This is a genomic window from Actinomadura sp. 1N219 (genome assembly GCF_044326405.1).
Lineage (GTDB): Bacteria > Actinomycetota > Actinomycetes > Streptosporangiales > Streptosporangiaceae > Spirillospora.
Map to the genome: position 1 here is coordinate 650827 of NZ_JBIRAY010000001.1, position 11799 is coordinate 662625.

Annotated in this window: 11 protein-coding genes; 9 read left to right on the forward strand and 2 right to left on the reverse strand. The window is 69.1% G+C overall.

The window, feature by feature from the left end; translation table 11 throughout:
* Positions 1-52 precede the first annotated feature (52 nt).
* On the forward strand, positions 53-1570 hold the full coding sequence (locus ACH35V_RS02965) for an MDR family MFS transporter (RefSeq protein ID WP_395969944.1): 1518 nt from the start codon (positions 53-55) through the stop codon (positions 1568-1570).
* A gap of 73 nt (positions 1571-1643) precedes the next feature.
* On the opposite strand, the gene ACH35V_RS02970 is transcribed toward ACH35V_RS02965, so the two are convergent.
* Together ACH35V_RS02970 and ACH35V_RS02975 are read right to left on the reverse strand one after the other, a co-directional pair.
* Positions 1644-2519 carry a helix-turn-helix domain-containing protein gene (locus ACH35V_RS02970; protein WP_395969945.1) on the reverse strand — a complete coding sequence of 292 codons (876 nt, stop codon included), beginning with the start codon at positions 2517-2519 and terminating at the stop codon, positions 1644-1646.
* Positions 2516-3337: an SAM-dependent methyltransferase gene (locus ACH35V_RS02975; RefSeq protein ID WP_395969946.1), complete on the reverse strand. Its 822-nt coding sequence runs from the start codon at positions 3335-3337 to the stop codon at positions 2516-2518. The genes ACH35V_RS02970 and ACH35V_RS02975 overlap by 4 nt, the downstream gene beginning before the upstream one ends.
* Before the next feature lie 496 nt (positions 3338-3833).
* On the opposite strand from ACH35V_RS02975, the gene ACH35V_RS02980 reads away from it, so the two are divergent.
* The 8 genes from ACH35V_RS02980 (at position 3834) to ACH35V_RS03015 (ending at position 11799) form a co-directional block, all read left to right on the forward strand.
* Positions 3834-5375 carry an ABC transporter substrate-binding protein gene (locus ACH35V_RS02980; RefSeq protein WP_395969947.1) on the forward strand — a complete coding sequence of 514 codons (1542 nt, stop codon included), beginning with the start codon at positions 3834-3836 and terminating at the stop codon, positions 5373-5375.
* Between the two features lie 80 nt (positions 5376-5455).
* Positions 5456-6400, forward strand: coding sequence for an ABC transporter permease (locus ACH35V_RS02985; protein ID WP_395969948.1), 945 nt, complete (start codon positions 5456-5458; stop codon positions 6398-6400).
* A complete protein-coding gene (locus ACH35V_RS02990; protein ID WP_395969949.1) occupies positions 6397-7317 on the forward strand; it encodes an ABC transporter permease in 921 nt (306 codons plus the stop codon). The genes ACH35V_RS02985 and ACH35V_RS02990 overlap by 4 nt, the downstream gene beginning before the upstream one ends.
* A gap of 2 nt (positions 7318-7319) precedes the next feature.
* On the forward strand, positions 7320-8324 hold the full coding sequence (locus ACH35V_RS02995) for an ABC transporter ATP-binding protein (protein ID WP_395969950.1): 1005 nt from the start codon (positions 7320-7322) through the stop codon (positions 8322-8324).
* The gene (locus ACH35V_RS03000) at positions 8321-9400 is read left to right on the forward strand and encodes an ABC transporter ATP-binding protein (protein WP_395969951.1); all 1080 of its coding nucleotides are present in this window, start codon (positions 8321-8323) and stop codon (positions 9398-9400) included. Before ACH35V_RS02995 ends, ACH35V_RS03000 begins: the two co-directional genes overlap by 4 nt.
* An 89-nt stretch (positions 9401-9489) precedes the next feature.
* Positions 9490-10170, forward strand: a complete 681-nt coding sequence (locus ACH35V_RS03005) for a GntR family transcriptional regulator (protein WP_131965039.1) — start codon at positions 9490-9492, stop codon at positions 10168-10170.
* Positions 10171-10231: 61 nt separating this feature from the next.
* Entirely contained in the window at positions 10232-11356 is a 1125-nt protein-coding gene (locus ACH35V_RS03010; RefSeq protein ID WP_395969952.1) for a thiolase family protein, read from the forward strand.
* A 14-nt stretch (positions 11357-11370) separates the two neighbouring features.
* Positions 11371-11799 (forward strand): Zn-ribbon domain-containing OB-fold protein, encoded by a 429-nt coding sequence (locus ACH35V_RS03015; protein ID WP_395969953.1) that lies wholly within the window; start codon positions 11371-11373, stop codon positions 11797-11799.

Here is an 11799-nt window from a genome sequence, read left to right on the forward strand (position 1 = left end):
AAAAGTTGCGGAAGCTCGATGAGTTCTCGTAGCGGCGCCGGTCTACCCCGGCATGACGACTACACAGGAACCCCCCACCGGTAAGACCGACGCGCTGACGGCGACCTCCGAGCGCCGCCGCACCCCCGCCGTGATCCGCTTGCTGGTGCTCGCCACGTTCGTGGTCATCCTCAACGAGACGATCATGATCAACGCGATCCCGCGCCTGATGACGGACATGAACATCACCGAGCAGGCGGCGCAGTGGCTGTCGACGGCGTTCATGCTGACGATGGCGGCGGTGATCCCGGTGACCGGCTGGTTCCTGCAGCGGGTGACCACCCGCCGCGCCTACGCCACCGCGATGGGCGTTTTCCTCGCCGGGACGGCCCTCGCCGCGGTCGCGCCGGTCTTCGAGGTCCTGTTGCTCGCGCGGATCGTCCAGGCGACCGGCACCGCGGTGATGATGCCGCTGCTGATGACGACCTTGATGACCGTCGTCCCGGAGCGGGACCGCGGCCGGGTGATGGGCACCGTGACGATGGCGATCTCGGTCGCGCCGGCGATGGGCCCGGCCGTCTCCGGGTTGATCCTGCAGCTCGGCTCGTGGCGCTTCCTGTTCGCGGCGGTGCTGCCGATCGCGGCCCTGATCGCCTGGCGCGGGCTGGCGCAGCTGGAGAACGTCGGGGAACCGCAGCTCAGCACCATCGACTGGTTCAGCGTCGGCGCCGCCGCCCTCGGCTTCGGCTCCCTGGTGTACGGGCTGAGCCGGCTCGGCGAGGCCGGGAAGCTGGTCCCCGCGTCGATCGTCGTGTTCGGGCTGGCCACCATCGCGGTGTTCGTCGTCCGGCAGCTCCGGCTGCAGCGCCGCGACGTCCCGCTGCTGGACCTGCGCATCCTCCGCCACCCCACCTACGCGCTCTCCCTGCTCCTGATGTCGCTGGGGTTCATGGCGATGATGGGCGCGATGATCCTGCTGCCGATCTACCTGCAGAACCTGCGCGGCCTCACCCCGCTGGAGACCGGGCTGCTGGTGATGCCCGGCGGGCTGGCGATGGGCCTGATCGGCCCGGGCGTGGGACGCCTCTTCGACCGCTTCGGCGGCCGCAAGCTGATCATCCCCGGCTCGGCGGGCATCGTGCTCGCCCTGGCCGGCCTCGCCCAGATCTCGACGGCGATGCCGTTCTGGCAGGTCCTCGGCCTGCACGCGCTGCTCATGGTCTCGCTGGCGGTGGCGTTCACCCCGGTGTTCACGCTCGGCCTCGGCGCCCTCCCCGCGCACCTGTACTCGCACGGCAGCTCGATGCTGGCCACCCTCCAGCAGGTCGCGGCGGCCCTCGGCACCGCGCTGGTGGTGACCGTGATGTCCGGACGGGCCGGGTCCCGGATCGCCGAAGGCGCCACCCAGGCCGCCGCCCAGCTCGACGGGATGCGGCTGGCGTTCCTCATCACCGCCGCGCTCTCCGTGGTGATGGTCGGCATCGCGTTCCTGCTGCCCAAGCACGCCGCACCGGCGGACGAGCCCGAGCCGCTCGACGTCGCCCCCACGACCGGCGAGCAGCGGACGGCGGTCCTCGAACCCGTCGGCTGACCGACGAAGCCCAGACCAGGCTGCGGGCCCGGTCGTCCGGCCGAAAGGGCCCGGCGGCCGGGCCGCCGCCGTGCTAGGTCTCCCTGAGGATCGTGTGGAGCAGGTTCAGGCTCCCCGCCGACTCCGTGGCCGTGATCCCCAGCAGGTTCATGACGTGCCGGTAGTAGTCGACCTCGCCCAGCTTGTTGAGGTACTGCGCATTGGTGAGCTGTTCGAGATAGACCACGTCGAGAAGGTCGCGTTCGGGCAGGCGCACGACGGAGAACGGGCCGCCGGCCGCCGCGTGGCCGCCGACGTGGAACGGCAGCACCTGGACGGTGACGCCGGGCCACGCGGAGACCTCGATGAGGTGCCGGAGCTGGGCCCGCATGACCTCGGCGCCGCCGATCGGACGGCGCAGCGCCGCCTCGTCCACGATGGCCCACAGCTTGCAGGGGTCCCGCCGGGTGAGGATCTGCTGGCGCCGCATGCGCAGCTCCACGCGGCGGCAGAGTTCTTCGACCGGGGGACTGTGGCCGAGCCGGATCACGGCGCGGGCGTAGTCGTCGGTCTGCAGCAACCCCGGGACGAACTGGACCTCGTAGGTGCGGATGACGTCCGCGGCCTGCTCCAGCCCGATGTAGCCCTGCGCCCAGTCGGGGATCAGATCGCAGTACGGCTGCCACCAGCCGGGGGTGTTGGCCTGCCTGGCCAGGGCGAGCAGGGTGTCGCGCTCGGCCTCGTCGTCGACCCCGTAGAGGGTGAGCAGATCGTCGACGTCCCGCAGCTTGAAGCCGGTCCGCCCCAGCTCCAACCGGCTGATCTTCGAGTGGGACGCGCGGATCGCGTCGCCCGCCTGCTCGCGGGTGACGAGGCAGGACTCCCGCAGCCGGCGCAGCCGCGCTCCCAGCACCATCCGGGGCACCGCCGGCCCCGGACGCACGTCGTCGCGGACTCGGCCTTCGCTCACTTGCGCCCGATGCCCCCGAACGAATTCACCTCGAAAGTGGTCTCGATATGGGCGACGTCGGGCCGCCACCACTGCAGCGGCACCACGCCGGGCTCCAGCAATTCCAGGCCGTCGAAGAAATGCGCGACCTGTTCCGGGGAACGGAGCCGGTACGGGACGGCGCCGCTGTCGTTGTAGCCTTCCAGCGCTTTGGCATTCGCCTCGCTCGCGCTGGTGCTGTCGTAAAGGACCAGGTAGCTGCCGGGGGCCAGGCCGCCCATCAGCCGGTCGATTATCGCCTTCGGCTCCTCCTCGTCGGGGAGGTGCCCGAGGATTCCCATCAGCATGAGCGCGACGGGCCGGGTGAAGTCGAGTTTCCCGGCGGCGGCCGCGAGGATCCTGTCCGGCTCGCGCAGGTCGGCGTCGACGTAGTCGGTCATGCCCTCGGGCGTGCTGGTCAGCAGGGCCCGCGCGTGCGACAGGACGAGCGGATCGTTGTCCACGTAGACGATCCGGCTCTCCGGGGCCGCCCGCTGCGCCACCTCATGGGTGTTGTCGACCGTGGGCAGCCCGGTGCCGACGTCAAGGAATTGCCGGACGCCGGCCTCCCCGGCGAGATGCCGCACGGCCCGCGCGAGAAAGTACCGGGCGACCCGCGCCACATCGACGATCCCGGGATAGACCTCGCAGAACTGATCACCGGCCTCGCGGTCGACGGGATAGTTGTCCTGGCCGCCCAGCCAGTAGTTCCATACCCGCGCCGAGTGCGGCACGGTGGTGTCGATCTGGGGCGACGGCTGGATTTCCGGAACGGACGAGCCGGCCGATTCATCGGTCACGAAGATCACAACTCCTACCGCGCGGGCAATGCCGGGATCGCCCCACAATCTAACCCCATTCCGGCCTCATTGACATCGGGTCTGCGATGTCGGCAGGAATTCCTTTCGGGCTTCTCGCCGCACGTGCTGTAGCGCGTCCCGGGGCCGCGCCGCGCCGGTCTCGCGCCGGGGGCGTGTCGGGGGGCGTGCCGTGCCGTCGGGCGCGGGGGCGGGCCCCTACCGGACGGGGGCGAACGTACCTTGACTGGCAAGCATACGTATGTTCTCATTCATCAGACAAAGTACGAACTTCCAGCACGGACCTACCCAGGCAGCCCCGCGCAGGAACCCTGCGACCACCGATCCCGGGCCCGTCCCCTCCGAACGCAGCGAACCCTGCGAGCGATCGGGCCCCTCTCCCGGACACCCACCCACCGCTTCACCATCACCACATTCTGGCTCGGAGGACCCCCAGATGCGGAAACAGCTCTTCGTTGCGGCTGCCGCAACATTCCTGATGATCGCGAGCGCGTGCAGCGCCGACAACGATGATCCGAGCGGCGGCGGCGGGGGTGCGGCCAAACCGAAGCAGAATGTCGCGTGCCCGCCCGTAGACGAGGCCGCGATCGACAAGAGCGCGACGTTCACCTGGATGTACAGCGTCGCCAACACCAGCTTCGACCCGGACAAGATCACGACCAGCAACAGCTGGATGTACCTGTATCCGGTCTACGACACGCTGATCCGCATCGACGCCAACGGCGAGCCGACGCCGATGCTCGCGAAGAAATGGGAGGTCGGCGACGGCGGCAAGAGCCTGACGCTGAATCTCATCGAGAACTGGAAATACCACGACGGGACCGCGTTCGACGCCGAGTCCGTCAAGGCGAACATCGACCGGCACCGGGCCGGCAAGAGCTTCAACAAGCAGGCGCTGAACGACGTCACGGGGGTCGACGTCGTCGACGCGTCCACGGTGAAGGTGAAGACGAAGAGCGGCGCGGCGCCGCTCATCGGCATCCTCTCCAGCTCGGCCGGCATGATGATGAGCCCGAAGGTGTTCGACGACCCGGGCCAGGCGAGCAAGCCCACCGGCGGTTCTGGCGCCTTCAAGGTCACCGCCTACGAGCCCAACACCAAGGTCGAGTACACGCCGGTCCCCGGATACTGGGACCCCAAGGCGGTCAACGTCGCCAAAATGGTGTTCCTGATCTCCAGCAATGACAACGCGCGGCTGAACGCGACCATTACCGGAACGGCGGACACCACGTTCCTGCGGTCCAGCATGTACCAGCCGGCCAAGGACGCGAACCTCGTCGTGTGCCAGAAGCCGAGCCTGGCGAGCTTCACGATCGCGGTGAACACGGCGAAGCCTCCGTTCGACAAGAAGGAGGTCCGCCAGGCGCTGAACTACGCGATCAACCGGGACGCGATCAACGAACTGCAGGGCGGCTTCTGCCAGCCCGGAGTGCAGATGTTCCCGTCCACCTACTACGCGTCCGATCCGTCGCTGACTCCGGACGCCTACAAGCACGACCCTGCAAAGGCGAAGGAACTGCTCGCCAAGGCGGGCGTGAAGGACCTCTCGTTCACGCTGGAGACCGACAACCTCGACGCCTACCAGCGGGTCGCGGAGCTCATCCAGGCGAACCTCCAGGAGGTCGGCGTCAAGATGACGATCCGTCCGGTCGAGCTGCCCAAGCTGATGGAGGGCTTCTCGGTGAACAAGAACGTCGACGCGATCATGGTGCAGCAGAAGGCCGACGCCGACCCGAGCATCCAGGTCGCCTCGTACTACATGCCCGACGGGTTCAGCAACCCGGGCGCCTACTCGAACCCGGCGATCACCGACCTCGCGACCAAGGCCAAGGCCGCGAAGGACCGGAACGCCGCCAAGAGCATCTACCAGCAGCTGTTCAAGGCGGCCCACGACGACGCGGCCCAGCCGATCACGCTGTGCCACCTCAACACGCCGCTGGCGATGAACAAGAAGATCATGGGCGTGGAGGTCTACGTGGACGGGTCCCGCCAGTTCCGGGGTGTCGCGGTCAAGAAGTGACGCCTCGCCGATAGCGGAGCGGGTTCCAGCCGGAGCACGGGGCCGGCTGGGACCCGCTCAGCCAGAAAGGAGGGATCGGCGTGCTGCGGTTGCTGTGCGTGCGACTCCTGGCGATGATCCCGTTGCTGGTCATCGTCAGCTTCCTGATCTACAGCCTCATCGCGTTGGTGCCGGGCGGCCCCGAGGTGGCGCTGGCCGGGAGCAACCCGACGCCCGAGCGGATCCAGGCGATCCGCGAGGAGCTCGGCCTGGACGAGCCGTTCCTGATCCAGTACTGGAACTGGCTGACCGACGTCCTGCACGGCGACCTGGGCAACTCGTTCGTCGACGACCAGAGCGTCTGGTCGGCGGTCGCGGCCGGGTTCCCGGTGACGCTCTCGCTGGTCGTCCTCACGCTGGTCATCGCGGCGGTCGTGGGGCTGGCGCTCGGCCTGGCCGCCGGGCTGCGTCCGGGCAGCTGGGTGGACCGGGTGTCCACCGTCACCGCGAGCGCGTTCATGGCGCTGCCGTACTTCTGGGTCGGCATGATGCTCGTGCTGATCTTCGCCATCCAGATGCGGACGCTCCCGGCCGTCGGCTACGTGCCGTTCTCAGAGAGCCCGCTGGACTGGTTCAGCCACCTGCTCCTGCCCGCGGTGTCGCTCGCGACCGTCCCGACCGCCGTCGTCGCCCGGCAGACCCGCGCCGCGGTGACCTCGGTGATGCAGGAGGACTACATCCGGACGGCCAAGGCGAAGGGGCTCCACCCGAGGCGGGTGGCGTTCAAGCACGTGATGAAGAACGCCGCCGTCCCCGTCGTCACGGCGTTCGGCGTCGAGGCGAACCGGCTGATCGGGGCGACCGTCGTCATCGAGCAGCTGTTCGCGCTGCCCGGCGTCGGGAAGCTGGCGTACTTCTCGGTGTTCTCCCGGGACTTCCCGATGGTGCAGGGCATCCTGCTGATCACCGCCGTGCTGATCATGCTCGTCAACCTGGCGGTCGACCTGTCGTACGGCTACTTCAATCCGAAGGTCAAGGCGTCATGACCCAAAGTGACAGCGTCGACCTCCGCAAGACGGTGACCACGCCGGTCGCGGACGGCGCCGACCTCGCCGAGCACGTCTCCCGCGGACGCGCCACCCTGCGCCGGTTCCGGGCCAACAAGTCGGCCGTGGTCGGCTGCGCGCTGCTGCTCCTGATCATCATCGTGACGGCGGCGGCCCCGCTCATCGCCCCGTACGGGCCGGCGGAGGTCGACATCAGCGACCGGCTGTCCGGCCCGACTCCGGAGCACTGGCTCGGCACCGACACGCTGGGACGCGACACGCTGACCCGTCTCATGCACGGCGGCCGGGTGTCGCTCGCGGCGGCCGGGCTCGCCGTCCTGATCGCGACGCTCATCGGCCTGCCGCTCGGGCTCGCGGGCGGCTATTTCGGCGGCATCGTCGACTGGCTGCTGGACCGGGCCGCGGACGTGCTGATGTCGTTCCCCGCGATCGTCCTGACCATCGCGATCATCGCGGCGGTCGGGCCTGGGCTCACGACGGCGATGGTGTCCCTCGGCATCGTGTACGCGCCGCGCATGTACCGCGTGGTGCGCGGCAGCACCCTCGAGGTCCGCCGCGAGGTCTACATCGAGGCGTCGACCAGCATCGGGACGCCGCATCTGATGATCCTGCGGAGACGGGTGCTGCCGAACATCCTGCCGGCGGCGCTCGTCCAGCTGTCGTTCCTGCTCGCGTCCGCGCTGCTGGCCGAGGTGACGATCAGCCTGCTGGGCCTCGGCGCGCTGCCGCCGACGGCGAGCTGGGGCAGCATGCTCGGGCAGGCGTTCCAGGAGATGCGCAGCCAGCCGTCGCTCGCCGTCTATCCCGGGATCGCGATCGCGATCGCGACGCTGTGCTTCAACCTTGTCGGCGACGGCCTCCGGGACGCCTTCGGTAGGGAAACGAGGAAGGCGTGAAGATGGCGAAGCAAGACGGCGACACGCTGTTGCAGATCGAGGATCTGCACGTCGACTTCCTGACCGATCGCGGGTGGACGAACGTCGTCGCGGGCGTGTCCTTCGACGTCGGGCCCGGCGAGATCGTGGGCCTGGTCGGCGAGTCCGGCTCGGGCAAGAGCGTCACGAGCCTGTCGGTGCTGCGGCTGCTCCCGGACGCGTACGCGCGCACCCCGTCCGGCCGGGTGCTCTACCAGGGCCGGGACCTGATCGGGATGCCCGCGCGGGCGCTGCGCGACATCCGCGGCAACGAGATCTCGATGATCTTCCAGGAGCCGATGACGAGCCTGAACCCGGCGTTCACCATCGGCGACCAGATCGCCGAGGTGTACCGGCGGCACAAGGGCGGCTCGCGGCGCGCCGCGTTCGCCCGCGCGGCGGAGATGCTCGACCTCGTCGGGATCCCGGACGCGGGCAGCCGCGTCAAGGACTACCCGCACGAGTTCTCCGGCGGGATGCGGCAGCGGGCCATGATCGCGATGGCGCTGGCGTGCGAGCCGAAGCTGCTCATCGCGGACGAGCCCGCCACCGCCCTCGACGTGACCGTCCAGGCGCAGATCGTCGCGCTGCTCTCGCGGCTCCGCGACGAGACGGGCTGCGGCATCCTCTTCATCACCCACGACCTCGGGCTGGTCGTCGAGCTGGCCGACCGGGTCGTCGTGATGTACGCGGGCGAGGTCGTGGAGACCGCGTCCGCGCTCGACCTGTACAACGCGCCGAAGCATCCGTACACGGCGGGGCTGCTGAGCGCCATGCCGCACCTCGGGGTTCGCGGGAAGGAGCTGCCGACGATCCCCGGCCGCACCCCGGAGCCCTGGCGGATGCCGGAGGGCTGCAGGTTCAGCCCCCGATGCGGATACACGAGCGACGAGTGCGTGGCGGCCCCGCCCGCGCTCCGGATCGTCGAGGCAGGCCGCAGCGCCCGCTGCTGCCGAACCGAGCAGTTGCGTTTGGTGGGTTCCCCATGAGCATCAAGAAGGCAGGACCATCGGAACCCGGGCCGGAATCGGGACCGGCGCCGGAGAGCGGGCCGCTCGTCGACGTGCGCGACGTCAGCGTGGTGTTCCGGAAGCGGCGGACGCTGGCGGCGGCGCGGCAGGTGCGGGCGGTCAACGACGTCACCTTCCACATCGCCCAGGGCGAGACGTTCGGGCTGGTCGGCGAGTCGGGGTCGGGCAAGTCGACGACCGGGCGGGCGCTGCTGAAGCTGGTGCCGACGGTGAGCGGGTCCATCAGGGTGGCCGGGCACGACGTCACGGCCCTGCACGGCGGCGCCCTGCGGAAGGCGCGGCGGAGCATGCAGATGGTGTTCCAGGACCCGTACTCGTCGCTGGATCCGTCGTCCACGGTGGCGGCGAGCATCGCGGAGCCGCTCGTCGTCCACGAGAAGCTCTCGGCGCGGGCGGCGCGCACCCGCGTGCACGAACTGATCGAGATGGTCGGGCTCCGGGCGAGCTATGCCGACCGATATCCGTACGAGTTCTCCGGCGGGCAGCGCCAGCGGCTGGCCATCGCGCGGGCGATCGCGCTGAACCCGCAGTTCGTCGTCTGCGACGAGGCCGTGTCCGCGTTGGACGTGTCCACCCAGAACCAGGTGATCAACCTGCTGGAGCGGCTGCGGGCGGAGTTCAAGCTGACGTACCTTTTCATCGCGCACGACCTGGCGATCGTCCGGCACATCTCGCACCGGGTCGGGGTCATGTACCTCGGCCGGATCGTGGAGACCGGCCCGGCGGAGCGGGTCTACAGCGCGCCGGCGCATCCGTACACCCAGGCGCTGCTGTCGGCGATCCCCGACCCGCGCCGGGAGTCGGAGCGGATCGTCCTGGAGGGGGATCTCCCGGACCCGGCGAAACCGCCGGTGGGGTGCCCCTTCCAGACGCGGTGCAGGTTCGTCATGGACGTCTGCAGGCGGCAGGTGCCCGAGCACACCGCCGTGGAGGGCGGTGGGGAGGTCGCGTGCCATCTGCAGACGAGCGGTCCGACGCTGGCGGGCTCGCCGCTGAACGATCTCGCGCCGACCCGCGTCGCGGCGGCGCCGTGAGAAAGCTTTTCCCGTGACCTGACCCACGTTGACCGACGAACACTGGCAGACGTAATCTGTAGTACGTCAGACAAAAGTAAAGGACTGCCGTGACCGACCCGAAGCTCGACCTGACGATCGACCGGCCCGCCGAATCCGTCCCGGAGATGGTCGTGCGGCGAATACGCGACGCGATCGCCGCGGGCCTGCTCCCGCCCGGCCGCCAGCTCACCGAGCGCGAACTCGTCGAGCTGACCGGCGTCAGCCGGACGTCCGTGCGGGAGGCCATGCGGCACCTGCAGACCCTGGGCCTCGTGGAGCCGTCGCCGAGCCGCGGCGTCCGCGTCGCCCGGCTCGGCAGCGACGAGGTCCGCGAGATCTACGAGGTCCGCGACGCGCTTGAGCCCGCCGCGGCGGAGCTGTTCGTGCTCCGCGCGACGGACGAGGAGGTCGCCGCCCTCGTGGAGAAGGTCCAGCCGCGCGAGACCGGCGACCAGCGGCTCCAGGCCATATACGAATTCGACGAACTGCTCCTCGCGGGCGCCCGCAACTCGCTGCTGAAATCCATGCTGGAGCCCCTGCACACGCGGATCCACGCGCTGCGCAGCCTTTCGGTGACCATTCCCGGCCGGCACGAGGCGTCCGCGAAGGAATACCTCGAAATCGCGGAGGCGATCGCCGCCCGCTCGCCCGAGCGCGCCGCCGAGGCCGCGCACCGCCATGTCCGTGCGGCCGCCAAGGCGGCCCTTGAAGCTGTGGAGATCCTCGAGAAGAAGCACCCGAAGTCATAGCGAAAACTCCGGTGGCCCAGAGCCACGTCGGCACGAGCACGAGGGTGATATCGCCATGGCCATGAAGGATGTGGCAATCGTCGGCGTCGGGTCGTCGGACTTCCGGCGGCTGTACGCGGACAAGAGCCGCCCGAACGATGTGTACCAACTCGCGGCGGAGGCGTTCAGGGACGCCCTGGACGACTGCGGCGCGACGCAGCAGGACATCGACGGACTCATCTGCACCAATATCAAGTACGGCCAGTTCGGAGAGACGGTCGGGCTCACCGGGCCGGGATTCGTCCATGACCTTGAGGGCACCGGCAGAATGGCCGGCATTTCCTTGCAGGAGGCGTGCGCGCTCGTCCGCTCGGGCATGGCGGACATGGTCGCCTGCGTGTACGCGACGAACGGCAGGACCGCGGGCACGAAGTACGGCGGCGGGGACGCCGATCCGGCCGGCGTTTACGACGCCATGTACGGAATGACGTCCACGGGCGCCTACGTGTCGATGATGTACCAGCGGTACCGCGCCATGTACGGCGCTCCGGAGGACGCGCTCGCGCCGCTCGCCATCAACAACCGCGCCAACGGGGCCCGCAATCCGATCGCGGTGTTCCAGAAGGAGATCGACCTCGACGACTACCTGTCGTCGCGGTTCATCGCCGAGCCGCTGCGGATGCTGGACTACTGCATCATCAACGACGGCGCCGTCGTGTTCATCGTGACGTCGCTCGACCGTGCCCGCGACATGCGGAAGAAGCCCGTCCGGGTGGCGGCCACGGCGGGCCGGGCCGAGCTGGGCCGCAGCTACATCAGCCCCGACTTCTACTTCGGGACGAGCAAGGCCGTGGCCGACCAGCTCTACCAGAGCGCGGGAATCGGCCCGGACCAGATCGACTGCATGCAGGTGTACGACAACTTCCTCCCGACGATTCTCTTCACCCTTGAGGGCTTCGGCCACGCGCCTCGCGGCGCCTCCTGGGAATGGGTCCGGGACGGCCGGATCGAGCTCGGCGGGAAACGTCCGATGAACACCTCGGGCGGCCACACGAGCGAAAGCTACATGCAGGGCTTCGCGCTCCATGTGGAAGCGGTACGGCAAGTGCGCGGCGAGGCCGGCGACCGGCAGGTCGAGAACTGCAACACCGTGCAGTACATGTGCGTCTCGCCCATCGTGACATCGCACATCTTCGTGGCCGACTAGAAGGGGGCTAGCCGATGGACGTCGCGGCCTACGCGAAACTCTTGCCGGACATCACCCCGCGCAGCAAGCCGTTCTGGGACGGCTGCGCCGCCGGTGAGCTACGCCTCCAGAAATGCACGGAATGCGGACGGTACCGCTTCCCGGACGGGCCGCTCTGCCCGGAGTGCCTTTCCAGCTCGTCCTCGTGGGAGGCCGTGAGCGGCAACGGGACCATCTGGTCGTGGTGCACGATGCACCAGAAATACTTCGCCGCTTTCGCCGACGAGGTCCCCTACCGGCTCGTCTATGTGCGGCTGGCCGAGGGCCCATTGGTGATCAGCGTATTGGAAGACGAACCGTCCGAAGAATTGCGCCTCGACCAGCCGGTGCACGCGGTGTTCCGGCCGAGTCCCGGCGGGCGGGTCATTCCCCAGTTCAGCACCGGCGCAGCCGCAGGCATGTGA